At 44.9% G+C, this 16,947-nt stretch carries 15 protein-coding genes; 13 read left to right on the forward strand and 2 right to left on the reverse strand.

What is annotated here, in order from left to right:
- Position 1: 1 nt before the first annotated feature.
- The 11 genes from AWM75_RS05330 (at position 2) to AWM75_RS05380 (ending at position 12,957) form a co-directional block, all read left to right on the forward strand.
- A complete protein-coding gene (locus AWM75_RS05330) occupies positions 2 to 775 on the forward strand; it encodes an ABC transporter ATP-binding protein (protein WP_067979216.1) in 774 nt (257 codons plus the stop codon).
- Between the two features lies 1 nt (position 776).
- A complete protein-coding gene (locus AWM75_RS05335) occupies positions 777 to 1,487 on the forward strand; it encodes an ABC transporter ATP-binding protein (RefSeq protein WP_240534636.1) in 711 nt (236 codons plus the stop codon).
- 233 nt (positions 1,488 to 1,720) lie between these two features.
- Entirely contained in the window at positions 1,721 to 2,386 is a 666-nt protein-coding gene (locus AWM75_RS05340; RefSeq protein ID WP_067979218.1) for a glycoside hydrolase family 73 protein, read from the forward strand.
- Between the two features lie 82 nt (positions 2,387 to 2,468).
- On the forward strand, positions 2,469 to 3,125 hold the full coding sequence (locus AWM75_RS05345) for a GntR family transcriptional regulator (RefSeq protein ID WP_067979221.1): 657 nt from the start codon (positions 2,469 to 2,471) through the stop codon (positions 3,123 to 3,125).
- Positions 3,126 to 3,249: 124 nt separating this feature from the next.
- Positions 3,250 to 5,709, forward strand: a complete 2,460-nt coding sequence (locus AWM75_RS05350; protein ID WP_067979226.1) for a UvrD-helicase domain-containing protein — start codon at positions 3,250 to 3,252, stop codon at positions 5,707 to 5,709.
- A gap of 11 nt (positions 5,710 to 5,720) precedes the next feature.
- Positions 5,721 to 7,718: an NAD-dependent DNA ligase LigA gene (ligA, locus tag AWM75_RS05355; protein WP_067979228.1), complete on the forward strand. Its 1,998-nt coding sequence runs from the start codon at positions 5,721 to 5,723 to the stop codon at positions 7,716 to 7,718.
- 24 nt (positions 7,719 to 7,742) lie between these two features.
- Positions 7,743 to 8,849 carry a CamS family sex pheromone protein gene (locus AWM75_RS05360; protein WP_067979231.1) on the forward strand — a complete coding sequence of 369 codons (1,107 nt, stop codon included), beginning with the start codon at positions 7,743 to 7,745 and terminating at the stop codon, positions 8,847 to 8,849.
- 68 nt (positions 8,850 to 8,917) lie between these two features.
- Positions 8,918 to 9,223 carry an Asp-tRNA(Asn)/Glu-tRNA(Gln) amidotransferase subunit GatC gene (gatC, locus tag AWM75_RS05365; protein WP_067979235.1) on the forward strand — a complete coding sequence of 102 codons (306 nt, stop codon included), beginning with the start codon at positions 8,918 to 8,920 and terminating at the stop codon, positions 9,221 to 9,223.
- Complete coding sequence (gene gatA, locus AWM75_RS05370) at positions 9,223 to 10,674, forward strand: Asp-tRNA(Asn)/Glu-tRNA(Gln) amidotransferase subunit GatA (RefSeq protein WP_067979237.1); 1,452 nt, start codon at positions 9,223 to 9,225, stop codon at positions 10,672 to 10,674. The genes gatC and gatA overlap by 1 nt, the downstream gene beginning before the upstream one ends.
- Before the next feature lie 13 nt (positions 10,675 to 10,687).
- Positions 10,688 to 12,118 carry an Asp-tRNA(Asn)/Glu-tRNA(Gln) amidotransferase subunit GatB gene (gene gatB / locus AWM75_RS05375; RefSeq protein WP_067979240.1) on the forward strand — a complete coding sequence of 477 codons (1,431 nt, stop codon included), beginning with the start codon at positions 10,688 to 10,690 and terminating at the stop codon, positions 12,116 to 12,118.
- 284 nt (positions 12,119 to 12,402) lie between these two features.
- On the forward strand, positions 12,403 to 12,957 hold the full coding sequence (locus AWM75_RS05380; protein WP_067979242.1) for a TIGR01440 family protein: 555 nt from the start codon (positions 12,403 to 12,405) through the stop codon (positions 12,955 to 12,957).
- Positions 12,958 to 13,022: 65 nt separating this feature from the next.
- Here the strand turns inward: AWM75_RS05380 and AWM75_RS05385 are convergent, their stop codons facing one another.
- Positions 13,023 to 13,718, reverse strand: coding sequence for an RluA family pseudouridine synthase (locus AWM75_RS05385; RefSeq protein WP_067979245.1), 696 nt, complete (start codon positions 13,716 to 13,718; stop codon positions 13,023 to 13,025).
- Between the two features lie 117 nt (positions 13,719 to 13,835).
- Between AWM75_RS05385 and AWM75_RS05390 the strand changes: the two genes are divergently transcribed.
- Positions 13,836 to 14,306, forward strand: a complete 471-nt coding sequence (locus tag AWM75_RS05390; RefSeq protein ID WP_067979247.1) for an S-ribosylhomocysteine lyase — start codon at positions 13,836 to 13,838, stop codon at positions 14,304 to 14,306.
- A 436-nt stretch (positions 14,307 to 14,742) separates the two neighbouring features.
- Positions 14,743 to 16,125 carry a 23S rRNA (uracil(1939)-C(5))-methyltransferase RlmD gene (rlmD, locus tag AWM75_RS05395; RefSeq protein WP_067979250.1) on the forward strand — a complete coding sequence of 461 codons (1,383 nt, stop codon included), beginning with the start codon at positions 14,743 to 14,745 and terminating at the stop codon, positions 16,123 to 16,125.
- Positions 16,126 to 16,225: 100 nt separating this feature from the next.
- On the opposite strand, the gene AWM75_RS05400 is transcribed toward rlmD, so the two are convergent.
- On the reverse strand, positions 16,226 to 16,915 hold the full coding sequence (locus tag AWM75_RS05400) for an SDR family NAD(P)-dependent oxidoreductase (RefSeq protein ID WP_067979252.1): 690 nt from the start codon (positions 16,913 to 16,915) through the stop codon (positions 16,226 to 16,228).
- Positions 16,916 to 16,947 lie beyond the last annotated feature (32 nt).

A 16,947-nucleotide genomic window follows, 5' to 3' on the forward strand; every position in this document is an offset into this window, starting at 1 on the left:
GATGTCTTTATTATCAATTGATCACCTAACCAAACGCTTTGGTGGATTGACGGCGGTATCTGATGTGAGCTTGGATATTAACCAACAAGAGATTGTAGGTTTAATTGGACCCAATGGTGCGGGTAAGTCGACTCTCTTTAATCTGATTACCGGTGTTTATGTGCCAACTGAGGGGAGTATTGATATGCAGGTAGACCACCAAGAGGTATCACTAATTGGTCGATCTGCTGATAAGATTAATGACTTGGGCTTGGCTCGGACCTTCCAAAATATTCGCTTGTTTAAAGATATGACGGTTAAGGAGAATATTTTGATCGCCATGGACAACAAGCAAGGGACCAGTTTAATGCATTCAATCCTGCGTACCCAAACCTATTATGATAACCGTGACAAGTTACACCATAAGGCTGACCAACTATTAGAACACTTCGGTTTAGCTGATGAGGCTAATAATAAGGCTAAAAATTTAGCTTATGGCCAGCAGCGGCGCTTGGAGATTGTTCGAGCTTTGGCAACAGAACCTAAGATTATTTTCTTAGATGAGCCAGCGGCTGGGATGAATCCTAACGAGACCCAGGAACTTTTGGACCTGATTCGAATGATTCGTGATGAATTCAAGGTCACGGTCGTCTTAATTGAGCACGACATGTCCTTAGTCATGAAGGTATGCGAGCGCATCTATGTCTTGGAATACGGCCGCTTAATTGCGGAAGGTAGTCCCCATGAAATTCAAAATAACCAGGCTGTAATCAACGCCTACCTAGGAGGTGCTTAGGATGACCATGTTACAAGTAGATAATATCCACGTCGCCTATGGTATGATTGAAGCCATCAAGGGCCTGAGCTTTGAAGTCAAAGAGGGGGAAATTGTTTCCCTGATCGGTTCTAACGGTGCCGGTAAGACCACCACTTTGAAGACCATTTCTGGTCTCATGCGGCCTAAAGCAGGAGAAATTTTCTATCGCGGGCAATCCCTTAATCACATGTCCACCATGGATATTGTTAAAAAGGGTATTTGCCAGGTGCCTGAGGGCCGCCATGTTTTTCCTGGTATGACTGTTAAAGAAAACTTACTCATGGGTGCCTTTACCCGTAAGGAACGCGACCACTTAGATTCTGAAATGGCAGGTCTCTTTGAGTACTTCCCAATTCTAAAAGAGCGGATTAACCAGGATGCAGCGACCTTGTCTGGTGGTGAGCAGCAAATGTTGGTAATGGCCCGTGCCTTAATGGGGAAACCCCGCTTGCTTCTTCTGGATGAACCATCTATGGGCTTGGCGCCTTTATATATCAAGCAAATTTTTGAAATTATTAAAGAAATCCATCAAATGGGTGTGACTGTCCTCTTAATTGAGCAGAATGCCAAGGCAGCCTTGGAAATTTCTGACCGGGCTTACGTACTAGAGACCGGCAAATTAATTGCTGAGGGTACTGGCTTGGAATTATTAGATTCTGAAGCAGTACAAAAAGCCTACCTGGGCGGCTAAATATATTGAAGCAGAACGGACTAGCTTGGATAAGCTAGTCTATTTTTTTGTTTGCCTGGGTCCTTGAGCATGTTGCTGGTTAGAATCGGCTAGTTAATTACAAACCACGATTTCGAGTCAAGGTCAACCTAGCTAACAGTTCCAGGCATAAATTTCTTAAAATAAAAGCTGGAATTAGTTTTTCGTCATGCAATCATGGTATGATAGACTGTGAATTTTAGGGGGGTGACACTGTGGCAAAAGGGCGGAAAAAGGCTAAGCGGCCTACTAGGCGCAAGCAGACTTTAACTAAAAAGCAATTACAGCAACGCAACCAGGCCCTTATCGTCGTAGGACTTTTAGCTTGCTTACTAGCCCTACCCTTAGCCAGGGTCCAGCTGGCCGACTGGCTTAACAAAGTCCCAGGGGTTGGCCGGGTTAACCAGGTTAAGTGGCCTAGTCAGGAGGATTTTATTATTTCGGTGGGAGAATATGCCCAGTCACGTTATCCCAAAACACAAATCCTGCCATCTATTGTGACGGCCCAAGCCATTTTAGAATCTGATTTTGGTCAGAGTGATTTAGCATATTATTACAATAATCTCTTTGGTCGCAAGGCCCAGTCTTTTGACCGGTCGGTGAGCTTGCCCACCCAGGAATTTGTTGATGGTGAATTTATTACGATCAATGATTACTTCAAGGTCTACCATAATTGGCAGGACTCAGTGGATGACCATGCCGCCTTGATGCACCGGGGAGTAGACTGGAATCCTGACCTTTACCAGGCTTTGATAGGCGAGCGGGACTACCGGCTAGCTGCGCAGGCCCTACAAGCGGCCGGCTATGCGACTGATCCAGGCTATGCAGATAAATTAATTACGACAATTGAGACCTATAACCTAGCCCGTTTTGACCCCTAAGTATTTGTCAAAGTGACTTTTAAAGTGTATGATAATAGAGAGAATACACGTTTTGTATATTTACTAAAACAAGGAGGATACCATGGCAAAATCACAATCTTATAAAGATATTGCTTATAATTATTTAAAGGAGCAGATTGACAATAACATATTACTGCCTGACACCCACCTTAAAGAAGTAGATATAGCTAATCAATTAGGCATGAGTCGGACCCCCGTTCGTCGAGCTATGCATGAATTAGAAGAAGAGGGTTATATTCGTACGGAACCTTACAAGGGGGCTGTGGTAGCTAAGAGCGTGCTTAATTCCCGGGCCTTGATTGATCGTTTACAGGTGATCGAGATTTTAATTATGACCCTGCTCCAACAGATGCAAAATAAAGAGGTCACTGTCGACCCTGAGCCAGCTCGGAAAAATTATCAGGCCATGAAGGAAGCTATGGATAACAATGACGCCGAAGCTTATTATAAAGCGGAATTTGATAATTTTGCTGAATTGGTATCCTATCATCCTAATTCCTACTTCCGGCAAATTACCCTCAATACTATCTCTACGCTACATGAACTTTACCTACAGGACCTGCGCGAAGACGCTAATCACTGGGCTGAAGCCCAGCGGGAATTGGTTAATATTTACCCGGACTTGATTGATAATATCTTGAATAAGGATTATCAAAATGCGCGTAAAAAGGTACGTATTTGGCTCAACCAACTCATCTTGATGCAAATCAATCGTTAATATTTAAAATAAGCTGGGAGAAATTCTCAGCTTTTTCTGTTTAGCAGGGCCTGGTTAAAAAGTTAACCCCAAGCCCTAAAAAGGTTATAATAAATAAGCACTTATCAAAGAAAGGCGTGTCTTGGTGAATCAACTACTTGAAGGACTCAATAAAAAGCAAGCAGAAGCAGTACAAACGACAGAGGGCCCCTTATTGGTTATGGCGGGTGCCGGTTCCGGTAAGACCCGGGGTTTGACCCACCGCATGGCCTATATCCTCCAAGAAAAGGATGTCCAGCCCTGGAATATTCTGGCGATTACCTTTACTAACAAGGCGGCTAGTGAGATGAAAGAGCGGGTAGGCAAGTTAGTCGGACCGCAAGCCCAGGATATGTGGGTGTCGACCTTCCACGCTATGTGTGTGCGGATCTTAAGGCGTGAAGCGGAGGCGATTGGTTTTTCCCGCAACTTTACCATTGCCGACCCAGCTGAGCAGCAAACGCTCATTAAACAAATTCTCAAAGACCTAAACCTCGATACTGAGCGCTTCAAGCCTCGCATGGTCTTGGGGCGAATTTCCGATGCCAAGAATAATATGTTGACGCCCAAGGATTTCCGGGCCCAGGCTCAGGACTATATTTCCGAAGTGGTTGCTGATTGCTATGACCGTTATCAACAACGCCTACAGGTAGCTCAGTCCTTTGATTTTGATGATTTAATTATGGTGACTGTTCAATTATTTGAGAGCCAACCGGAAATTTTAAAATATTACCAGCAAAAGTTTCATTATATCCATGTTGACGAGTACCAGGATACTAATGAAGCCCAATACAAGTTGGTAAAACTACTAGCTGACTACTTTAAGAATGTCTGTGTGGTGGGCGATGCTGACCAGTCTATTTATGGCTGGCGGGGAGCCAATATGCAGAATATCTTGGACTTTGAAAAGGACTATCCCCAAGCTCAAGTCATTTTGCTCGAACAGAACTATCGGTCCACTAAAAATATCCTCGCAGCAGCCAACCAGGTGATTGAAAATAATGCCGAGCGTCGTGATAAAAAATTATGGACGGACAACCCTGAGGGCGAAAAAATTGGCTATTATCGGGCCCAGTCTGAGCAAGATGAATCTTATTTTGTTGTTTCAAAGATTAATGATTATAAAAATGAGGGGTTAGGTTACCAGGATATGGCTGTGCTCTACCGGACCAATGCTCAGTCGCGGGTGATTGAGGAAGCCCTAGTCAAGGCTAGCCTGCCTTACCGGATGGTCGGCGGTCTTAAGTTCTACGACCGTAAAGAGATCAAGGATATCCTGGCTTATTTACGACTTTTATCCAATCCTGCTGATAACCTCTCTTTTAACCGTATTATCAATGTTCCTAAACGCGGTGTCGGTCCCGGCACCCTAGATAAGCTCGCTCATTTTGCCAACCAAGAGGGACTGACCCTCTTACAGGCAGCAGCCCTAGTTGATCAAGCACCAATTTCTGGTAAGGGGGCTCGGTCTCTGGCTAAGTTTGCTGATATGATGGTAAAACTACAAAAGCAGCGAGAGTTTTTATCCATTTACGAATTAACAGACAGCTTATTGGATATGTCTGGCTACCGGACTGATTTAGAAAAGCAAAATACCTTAGAGGCTCAGGCTCGTTTGGAAAATATTGAGGAGTTTTTATCGGTGACAGCTGAATTTGATCGGCGTTATGAAGCTGAGGCTGATCAACGTGTCCAAGCAGCTGAGATTGCTGCCCAGGAAGAAGCTAATCGCCCTGAACAAATTGACCAGGTGGACCTAACAGCTGATTTACTTGCTGACCAAGAAGCTTATTTGGTGTCACTATTAGATAGTCAAGAGCTGGCGGCTGACCTACCTTTTGCTGACCAAGCCAACCTGGATGATGCCCTAGTAGCCTTCTTAACAGACTTATCCCTAGTTAGTGACCGCGATGAAGATAGTAACCAGCAAGGTCAGGTTACCCTAATGACTCTGCATGCGGCTAAGGGACTAGAGTTTCCCCTCGTCTTTATCATTGGTATGGAAGATGGTATCTTCCCCTTGGCCCGGGCCATTGAAGAGGATGACTTAGAAGAGGAGCGCCGCTTAGCCTATGTGGGGATTACCCGGGCTGAACGTAAGCTATATCTGACTAACTCTTATTCTCGGATGCTATATGGCCGCTACCAAAATAACCCAGCTTCTCGCTTTATTGAAGAGATTGATCAAGACTTATTGGTCAATGAAGGCCAGCAATGGGGTCGGCCAAGTAATGAACAACGAGCCAGCTACAATAGCCGTAAGCAGTCCAACCAGCTAGGCCGTTACCAAGCCAATCGTAGCGGGCAAGCCCGCTCCTTTAAAGAACGGTTTAAAGAAGAAAAACGCTCGGTATTTGCTAATACTGGTAATACAGCGAGCAAGCACACAGCTAATGATGGCCCAGTTAATTGGGCAGTTGGTGATAAGGCCCAGCATAAAAAATGGGGCCAAGGCACAGTCGTCAAGGTAACCGGTGCGGGTAATGACCAAGAGTTATATATTGCCTTTAAGGGCCAGGGGATTAAGCGACTTCTAGCTGCCTTTGCGCCCATTGAAAAAGTATAGAAGGAGAAGTTATGTCTAAAGCAGATTTACGAAGATTGGTTGACTTGACTGACCAACTTAACCAATATGCCTACCAATATTATGTCCTGGACCAGCCAACAATTACTGATGCTGAGTATGACCAGCTCTACCAAGAACTCTTAGCATTGGAAGCCCAGTACCCAGATTATGTTCAGGCGGATTCACCTTCGCATCGCGTTGGCATGCTAGCCCAATCTGGCCTAGAGAAAGTGACTCATGAGACCCCAATGCTGTCCCTAGCTAATGCCTTTAACCAGGAAGATCTAGCGCGTTTTGTGGCATCGAGCCAAGCTGCCAGTGAAGGTCCAGTTACTTATGTGGGCGAGTTAAAAATTGACGGACTATCCGTATCTTTACGCTACCAGGATGGCCGCTTGGTTCAAGCAGCTACCCGGGGCGATGGTCAGATTGGGGAGGATATTACCAACAATGTGCGAACGATTGCCTCGGTTCCTTTAAAATTACCTGAACCTTTGGATATTGAAGTCCGGGGAGAAATTTTTATGCCCAAGGCTTCATTCTTAGCCCTCAACCAGGCCAGGGAAGACCAAGGCCTCCCTACCTTTGCCAACCCACGTAATTCAGCGGCCGGCTCAATCCGCCAACTGGACAGCCGGATTACTGCCCAACGGAAACTAGACGTTTTCCTCTATAGCGGTGTCTTTAGCCCAGATTTGGGCTTGGCTAGCCAATCCCAAATGTTGGCCCAATTTAAGGAGTGGGGCTTTCATATTAATGACCAAACGCGGTCTTTGACGGGATTAGCCGATATGTGGGATTTTGTAGAAGAAATGACCAGCCAGCGCCATGACCTGCCTTATGATATTGATGGTATTGTTTTCAAGGTAGATGATTTTGACCAGCAAGCCCAACTAGGCCATACGGTTAAAGCGCCACGTTGGGCAATTGCCTACAAGTTTCCAGCTGAAGAACAGGCGACAAGAATCCGTGATATTGAGTGGACGGTAGGTCGGACTGGGGTGGTCACGCCGACTGCAGTAATGGATCCTGTCTTACTAGCTGGCTCTACCGTTAGTCGGGCTAGCCTTCATAATGCGGACTTGATCCAAGAAAAGGATATTCGACTAGGTGACCAGGTTAAAATTCATAAAGCCGGGGACATTATTCCAGAAGTCATTGCGGTTGATCTTGATCAACGCCCGGCTGATAGCCAGCCTTATCAGATTCCGAGCCAGTGCCCAGAATGCCAGTCTGATTTAATCCATCTGGATGATGAAGTGGCCTTACGCTGCGTAAACCCAGCCTGTCCAGCCCAGGCCAAGGAAAAGCTCTATCATTTTGTTTCCCGGGATGCCATGAATGTGACAGGCCTGGGTCCAAAAGTTTTAGAACAGCTCTATGACCGCCGCTTAGTTAAGGATCCTAGCGACCTCTACCAGTTAGAAAAAGACCAGCTCTTGACCCTGGATAAAATTGGTGACAAATCGGCCGATAATCTTTTAGCAGCTCTCAGTGCATCTAAGGAAAATTCTCTAGACCGATTAGTGTTTGGCTTGGGTATTCGCCATGTCGGCAGCAAGGCGGCCCGAGATATTGCCAGTCATTATCCGACCATGGCAGCTATTTTAGCGGCTAATCAGGAAGAATTAGCTCAAATTGATGGGATTGGGCAGGTGATTGCCAATTCTGTGGTAGAATATTTTGATAATGAGGATGTCCAAGCCCTAATCGAAAAGCTAGCTAATTTAGGGGTAAATATGATCTATCAAGGCCCAAGACCTGGTCAGACTAGTGATTTAGATAGTTTTTGGCAGGGCAAGACGGTTGTCTTGACCGGTAAAATGGCGACCTACAGTCGGCCTGAGGCTAAAAAACTGATTGAAGCCCAAGGGGGTAAAGTCACTGGTTCCGTGTCTAGGAATACGGATATCCTAATTGCTGGTAGTGACGCGGGTTCTAAGTTAGCTAAGGCCCAATATTTAGGCGTTACTATCTTTAGCGAAGCTGATATGCTCGACCAATTGTAAATTGATAAGTAAGGGGAATTAATGATGCGATTTAATAATTTAGCCAGGCTAGCTATAGCCACTAGCCTAGTTTTGGGTCTAGCTGGTTGCCAGAGTCAGGACCAGGATGAAGCCGTATCCTTGGCAACCACTGAGGCGGATGCTGGCGGTAATCAGCGTTTTTATACTGCTAACATTGAGGATGGTTTCTATGATATCAACCGCACCCGGGGTATCATGGTAAATGCAGCTTCCCAGGCCAATTTAGACGGTTTGGACCGGGCCCTTTATGATGGCACCAAGCTGGAGTTTCCAACCAATGATTATATTTTGCGGGAAGGCCAGGCGATTACTGCTGATGAAGCGCGCCAGTGGTTAGCGCCTAAGAGCCAAGACAACGATCAGGGGCTTAACCCAGAGCAGGCGGCCGCTGATAAGCTGGATAGCTTCGAACCCCATTATCTGAATTCCATTATGTCCTATGACCTTTTAAGTGAACCGGGCCAAGGGAATGACCACCTAGCAGGGGCTTCAGTAGTTCTGGCTCTTAATAGTCAAGATATCTTTCAGAATGAGAGTCAGACTGAAGTAGTGGATATTGATCCGGGTGTAGCTGAGGAAAAAGGTAAAGAGATGGCTAAGGAAGTGGTCCGCCGTTTACGCCAAAAAGAGGGCTACCAGGATATTCCTATTGCGGTCACTCTCTACCTAAATGGTGACCTCACTGACTTAGCTGGGGGGGTGGCCTTGGCTCAGACCGTTTCCAACCGCGGTGACAGCCTAGGTTCATGGACTAATTTTGACCAAAAGAACTATGTCTTTGGGACTGAGGAGCTACCTAACCAAGAGGAACAAGTTGCCTTTGAACAGTTCCGGACCGAAATCGAGGCTCTTTTTCCACGGCTAAACGGTATTACTGGTGTTGCCCGTTATGAAAATAATAATATGGTTGGTATTGATGTTCGGATTACTAGCCAATTTGATGGTTATTCCGAGATTATTGCCCTGGCTCAAAAGCTGTCTAGTTCGGCAACTAGCATTTTTCCAAGTAATATTGCCATTAAAATAGAGGTGGTGAGCCCTTCCGGTACTAGCGCAATCCTGGCTAGAGCTGTGGACGAAAAGGCCTTTAACTATGAAATTATCCAATAAACTTTGTTGCTAACAGTGGCTTATGCTAAAATAATAGTATCTGATAAGAAAATTAAGGAGGCAAGACTGTGGAATTTACTAATGAAGAAATCCAACACATTGCTAATTTATCTAAATTGGCCTTTAATGATGAAGAAGTAGCAATGATTAGAGATCAGTTTGCTAATATCGTGAACATGGTACAAGAACTAGACCAAGTGGATACAGAAGGTGTTGAGGCGATGGCCTATGCGACTGATGTCCACAATATCATGCGTGAAGACCAGGCCCAAGCTGGTACTGACCGTGATCTATTAATGAAGAATGTTCCAGCGCAAAAAGATGGTATGATTGAAGTACCGGCTATTATGAATGATGAAGGAGGCAAGGCTTAATGAATCGCTATGAAGAGACTTTTCGTGGTTTAAACGAAAAATTAGTAGCAGGTGAATTGACATCTGTTGAATTAGTTGAAAAGACCTTGGAACGGATTAAAAACTTAGACCAAACCTATAATGCCTTCATCACTTTGAACGAAGAAAAGGCCTTAGAAGCAGCTAAGGCTAGTGATGAGCGCGGTTATACTAGTGACCGTCCCCTACAAGGGATTCCAATCGCAATTAAAGATAATATCTTGACCGATGGCCTGTTAACGACTGCTGCGTCAAAAATGTTATCTAATTTTGAACCAATTTTTTCGGCCACTGTGGTTGAGAAATTAGAAGCAGCAGGTGCCATTATTATTGGTAAGACCAACTTAGATGAGTTCGCCATGGGTGCTTCAACCGAAACTTCTTATTATGGCAACACCCTTAACCCTTGGGATACTGATCGGGTACCAGGTGGTTCATCTGGTGGTTCAGCTGCAGCAGTAGCTTCTGGTGAAGTAGTAGCGTCTCTAGGTACTGATACTGGTGGTTCTATCCGGCAACCATCCGCCTTTACTGACTTAGTTGGTATGAAACCAACTTACGGGCGGATTTCACGCTGGGGTGTGATTGCCTTTGGTTCATCTTTAGACCAAGTAGGGCCAATGACTCGGACTGTTGAAGATAATGCCTTACTATTAGAAGTATTGTCAGGTGCTGACCAATATGATTCAACCGTTTCTGACCAACCAATTCCTAATTATGTGGAAGAAATAAAAAAAGGCGTTAAAGGCTTGAAAATTGCTGTGCCAAAAGAATTCTTCGGTGAAACAGTGGATCCTGAGGTCTGCGAAATTGTTAAAGGCGCCATTAATACCCTGAAAGAATTAGGTGCCGAAGTTGAAGAAATTAGCCTGTCTCATATCAAGTATGGGGTACCAGCCTACTATATTATTTCTTCAGCAGAAGCTTCTTCAAACTTACAACGTTTTGATGGTATTCGTTATGGTTACCGGTCACCTGAAGCTCAAAACTTAGAGGAAGTGTATATTAAATCACGCTCGGAAGGTTTTGGCCTAGAGGTTAAACGCCGGATTATGCTCGGCTCATTTGCTCTGTCTTCAGGTAACTATGAGGCCTTCTTTAAAAAGGCTAGCCAAGTTCGCCGGTTACTTCGTCAAGCTTTTGAAAAGACCTTTGCTGAATATGATTTAATTGTTGGTCCGGTTGCGACCCATACTGCTGGTAAATTTGGTGTTAACGATGAAAATCCTGCTAAAACTTACCAGGAAGATATCTTAACTGTACCAGTAAACTTGGCAGGTCTACCAGGTATGTCTGTGCCAGCCGGTTTTGCTTCTGATGGTTTACCAGTTGGTCTACAAATCATTGGTAACTATTTTGATGAAGCGACCATGTACCGGGCAGCTTATGCTTTAGAAGAAGCAACAGACTTCTCAGACAAACACCCAGAGTAAGGAGGACCATCTAGTGAATTATGAAACAGTCATTGGACTTGAGATCCATGTGGAATTAAAAACTGACTCGAAAATGTTCTCGCCATCACCTGCTCATTTCGGTGCCGAACCCAATACCAATACGAATGTGATTGATTGGGGTTACCCAGGTGTTTTACCGAAAATGAACAAGGGCGCCATTGAAAAATCAATTATGGCGGCCTTGGCTCTGAACTGTGAAATTAACAACGACCAATACTTCGACCGAAAGAATTACTTCTATCCAGACAATCCCAAGGCTTACCAAACAACTCAGTTAGACAAGCCAATCGGTGAACATGGTTATGTAGAAATTGAAGTTGAGGGCGAAAAGAAAAAAATCCGCATCAACCGTCTCCACTTAGAAGAAGATGCTGGTAAATTGATCCACGGTAAGGATGGCCACTCTTATGTGGACTTGAACCGTCAAGGAACTGGTTTAATGGAGATTGTTTCTGAAGCCGATATGCGGTCACCAGAAGAAGCCTATGCTTACCTCGAAAAAGTTAAAGAAATTATCCTTTATACTGGCGTTTCTGACGTTAAGATGGAAGAAGGTTCAATGCGTTGTGATGCCAATATCTCTATCCGTCCTTTTGGCCAAGAAGAGTTTGGTACTAAGACTGAGCTTAAGAACTTGAACTCCTTTAACTTTGTCCGCCGCGGTTTAGCTTACGAAGAAAAGCGTCAAGCTAAGGTCTTGAACTCAGGTGGTGAAATCTTACAAGAAACCCGTCGTTATGACGAAAGTACTGGTAAGACGATCTTGATGCGGGTTAAAGAGGGAGAAGCTGACTACCGTTACTTCCCTGAGCCAGACCTACCACCATTCCACGTAACTGACGAAGAAATCCAAGCGATTAAGGAACAGATTCCTGAATTGCCACAGGCTCGTCGGGAACGCTATGTTAGTGAGTATGATCTACCAGAATACGATGCTGGTGTCTTAACCTTAACCAAGGAAATGTCTGACTTCTTTGATGCCTCAGTAGCGGCTGGTGCTGATCCTAAGCAGGCTTCTAACTGGTTAATGGGTGAGGTTTCTGCCTACCTAAATAGTGAAGAAAAAGCCCTAGATGAAATCAGCCTAACCCCTGAAAATCTAGCCGGCATGATTGCCCTGGTTGAAGATGGTACGATTTCAAGCAAGCAGGCTAAGAAAGTCTTTACTATTTTAGCTAAAGAAGGCGGCGACGCTAAAGAAGTAGTCGAAAGAGAAGGCCTAGTACAATTATCTGATCCAGCTCAATTATTACCAATTATCAACGAGGTCTTGGATAACAATCAAAAATCAGTTGATGATTTTAAAGCTGGTAAAGACCGGGCAACTGGCTTCTTAGTGGGACAAATTATGAAGGCGACCCGTGGTCAAGCTAACCCACAAGTCGTCAACCAACTTCTACGTGAAGAATTAGAGAAGAGATAAGATTAAATTCAATAGCGCCACTAACTATTAGTTGCGGAGTATGAGAAAAGCCGGTGTCAGCCGGCTTTTTTGAATATATCGATATTTATTTTGGAGGAATTCAAATTCCTCTAACTACAAAATGACTAGTGGATGACCTAGTCTGGCGAGCTGACTAAGGTGGTTAGCTAATAGCAGCTTAGCCAGTCTTTCTTATCAGTACTAAAAACCTTATAATAAAAGAAATTAGCGTCAGCCTTTTATATAGGTGATGCCAAGTTAAGTGGTGTGAAAGGGTGGTAATTATGGATTTAACAACTATTGCAATGGAAACACGGGCGGCGGTTGAGGAGTTACTAGACCAGGCCCAACTCAAGCCAGGAGATATTTTTGTGCTGGGCTTATCCACTTCAGAGGTGCAGGGTCACAAGATTGGTAAGCATGCCAACCTGGAAGTGGGGCGAACAATCATACAGACAATCCTTGATATTTTGGATGAAAAAGGCATTTATCTGGCTGTTCAGGGTTGTGAACATACCAACCGCGCTATTAGTTTAGAACGGGTAGCTGCGGAGAAATATGGCTATGAGATTGTCAATTTATACCCAGCTTTAAATGCTGGTGGGGCTGGGTCAGTAGCGGCCTTTGAATGTCTTGAAGATCCAGTTTGCATTGAGCACGTGACGGCCAAGGCAGGGATTGATATTGGTGACACGGCAATCGGCATGCATGTCAAGTTTGTCCAAGTCCCAGTCCGCCTGCAAATAAAAACAATCGGCCAGGCCCATGTAACGGCACTCCGGTCACGGCCCAAGTATATTGGCGGACCGCGAGCGACTTATGATGAAGCTCTGTCCTAGTAAGTGGATAATTTAGCCCATTCTCTCCTAAATTGCATGGTTTCTGGCTAGGGTCAAGCTAGCTTTTAAGTTAGATCCAGACTCGCTATATCAAATTGCTGCCACGGATTGGTTGTCAAATCAGGCAAACTAGTAACCTGGATCCTTTCCTTTGTGGTCGGGTGGGTTAAGCTCAGATGATAGGCCCACAAGGCAATTTGTTGGCCAGGCTGGTTAACTGCTTGGCCGTATTTTTGGTCGCCGTACAAAGGGCAATCTTGGTTGGCAAGCTGGAGTCGGATTTGGTGAGACCGGCCGGTTTCTAATGCTACCTTAACTAGACTTAAATCCGATTGGCTGGCAATGACCTGGTAGCTTAAGATGGCTTTTTTAGCTTGGTCATGGTTAGCATCAACGACATATGAGATATTTTTGCGTCGGTCTTTATAAAGAAAGTCGACCAAGTGACCGCTATCTGCCGTTAAGTGGCCACGGCAGATAGCTAGGTATTTGCGGTCAATTTTATGGCGGCGCAATTGGTCAGCTAGTCGGCTGGCAGCCTTGGAGGTGCGAGCAAAGACAATGGCTCCTCCCACTGGCCGGTCGAGTCGGTGGACGAGACCCAAATAGACCTGGCCAGGTTTGTTATATTTTTCTTTGATATAGGTCTTGGCCATCGTTAGTAGGTCCAAGTCTTTTGAGGCATCTGCCTGGACAGGGATATTGACGGGCTTGTCGACAATTAAGAGGTGGTTATCTTCATAGCGTACATTTAATTTCATAAGTCCTCCTGGGATAGTTTATTTTAGCCATTGTAACATACCCCCGCAAACAGGACGGTCGCAGGTCGGGCTCAAGTATGCTATACTAGGGAACGAAAAATGAAGAGGAGGATGACCGTGGCAAAAGTAGAAAGTTTTTCCTTAGACCATGATGCAGTACAGGCCCCTTACGTTCGTTTGGCGGGTCGGGAGTTTGGTGATAAGGGTGACCAAATTTCTAAATTTGATTTACGTTTCTTACAACCCAACCAAGCTGAATTACCAACCGGTGCCATGCATACGCTGGAGCACCTATTAGCTGCTTATATGCGTGACTATTTAGACCATATCATTGATATTTCACCGATGGGATGCCGGACAGGCTACTATATGGTTGTATGGGGAGCACCTACTAACGAAGAGGTAGCCAAGGCCCTAAAATCAGCTTTAGAAGATGTGGTTAAATCAACTTGGGAAGATGTCCAAGGTACTGAACGTAAACAATGCGGTAACTACCGCGACCACTCACTAGTCGGTGCCCATGAATACGCCAAGCAAGTCTTAGCTGATGGTATTTCAACTGATGCCTTTGAGCGTCAAGTTGTATAAAATTTTAAATAGGAGCCTGGGGCATAAGTCCCAGGCTCTCGCTATTACACAAATGTTAGCAGCTTAGTTGGGTTTGAAAAAAGCTGAACTGATGTTGCTTCACAAAAATCGACACAATATCTGTGATATTGATCGCTTTTTGCTCCAGCAAATCAGTTCAGAGCGCTGCTATTCACACCCTTAGTCAGGCTCGCTTTGGCATATCAGGCGTCCTTTCGCAGAATTCAAGACAATATCTGACGATATTGCTTGTCTTCTACTCCAAGGTTCCTGGTCTAAGCGCCAAAGCTCACACCCTTATTTAGTCGGGTTCGACTTGGCAGGCATGACGTCACTTCAGAAATTAGTCTCAATAGCTTGCAGCTATTGGCCTAATTCCTTCCAGTGATTCATTCCTGAGCGCCAAGTCTCGCACCCTGTTTTCTGGGAGGAAAAGATGAAGCAAACACCACCAGTTAAAAAGAATGACCGTTTGGAAGTGGAAATTGAAGATTTAACTTACGAGAGATTGGGGTTAGCTAAGGTAAATGGCTTTCCCTTGTTTATCGCCAATGCCCTGCCGACCGAAAAATGCTTGGTCCATGTGGTAAAAGTGACCAAGCGCTTTGCCTATGCCAAATTGGTTGAACGTTATAATGATGCGGCTATCCGTGTGCCCCTAGTTGATGAGGATGGTCTGCGCGTTGGAACTATGCCCCTCCAGCACATGGCTTATGAGGCCCAGTTAGCCTTCAAGCAGGACCAAGTTCAACGCCTTTTAGCTAAAAGCAAACTTGAAGCTATTCCTGTTAAAGCAACTTTAGGTATGGATGATCCCTGGCACTATCGCAACAAGGCCCAGGTGCCAATTGGCCAAAAAGATGGGCAACTTTATACCGGCTTTTTCCGTAAGGGTAGCCATGATATCCTACCGATTGAGGATTATCAGATTCAACTGCCAGGCATAGATGAGGCCTTGCAGACCGTTATTGACATTTTAAATGATTACCGGGTGTCGGCTTATAATGAGAAGACCCACCAAGGACAGTTGCGCCACTTGATTGTTCGTCGTGCCTATTATACTAATGAGATGATGATTATCTTGGTCGTCAATGGTCAAGGCTTGGCTGAAGAAGCAGCCATTAGCCAGACGATTGTGGCCCAGGTACCAAGTGTGGTATCTGTTGTGCTCAATAGTAACCAGGCTAAGACTAATGTTATTATGGGACCTAACAGTCGGGTGCTCTATGGAGAGGATTACTACCAGGACCGTATGCTAGGCCTAGATTTTATGATATCTAGCCAGTCCTTTTTCCAAGTAAATACCGCTCAGGCTGAGGTCTTATACCAAGAAGCTATCAAGGCAGCCGAGCTAACTGGTCAAGAAAAAGTAGTTGATGCCTATTGTGGGATTGGTTCAATTAGTCTTAACCTAGCTAAACAAGCTGGTCAAGTTTATGCTATGGAAATTGTGCCAGCTGCTATCGATATGGCCAAGAAAAACGCTCGCATTAACGAGCTTGATAATGTTCATTTTGAAGTGGGTAAGGCTGAAGACGTTATGCCCCAGTGGCAGGACCAAGGGCTGGATTTTGATGTAGTGGTGGTTGATCCTCCACGCAAGGGCCTAGCGCCTTCCTTTATTGATGCGGCAGTTGCCACTAATCCTGACCGAATTGTCTATGTTTCCTGCAATCCGGCTAGCCTAGTAAGAGACTTGGAAATTTTTGCCGAACAAGGTTACCAAACCCAATATATTCAACCGGTTGATATGTTCCCGCAGACCCATCACATTGAATCAGTCGCATTATTGACCAAGGTAAAGACAGATAAATCGTAAGTAATAGAAAATTAATTTCAGAAGTGCTATAGATGTTAATCAGTTAGCAAAAAGACCTGAAGAGAGGAAAAATTTTCTCTTCAGGTCTTTTCTACTTTTATTAGTCATTTTCCCAAATAAAGTTATGGTTATAGAATTCACCGTTATCGACAATAATATCTTGGGCGGTGCAGGACCGGTTGATTATAGCCATAAAATAGACCCACTGGGCGGCTTCTTCGGCGGTCACCCATTTTTTGGGGGGGGTTTCGGCCATAATTTGGGCCCATAAATCAGTATCATCCATCACAGGTTGGTTGAGTTCAGTGATGACACCACCAAATGAGAGGCTATTGCAGACAGCTCCGTATTGGGCGATTTCTTTGGCGGTCCACTTGGTATAGGCTAGGACACCACCCTTAGAAGCAGTATATTCGCCGAACTCAGCGCCGTTATGGGCAGAAACTGAGGCGAGGTTGACGATGGCCTTAATGCTAGGTTGGAGGCCATATTTCTCAGTACATAATATCGTACCAACCAGGTTAGTAGCTAGATCTCCGCCTCTATATTTTTCTGAAGGCGTCTGCTGGCCCGCATTATTAATCAAGACGCTGACCTGGTCTAAGTCTGGTAGTTGTGTAGCTTGGGAAATATCGCAGCTGATATGGGTATAGTTTGGATTGTCGGTTACAGGCGGTTGGGGGTTGGTATCTAGCCCGTAAATTTGGCTATGCCCTTTAGCCAAGAAATAGGCTACGCAGGCCGCGCCAATACCTGATGAGGACCCGGTAATAACAATTTTTTCAGACATATAATAAACTCCTCACTAGACACTTACTTCTA

The sequence above is a fragment of the Aerococcus urinaehominis genome (assembly GCF_001543245.1).
GTDB classification, from domain to species: domain Bacteria; phylum Bacillota; class Bacilli; order Lactobacillales; family Aerococcaceae; genus Aerococcus; species Aerococcus urinaehominis.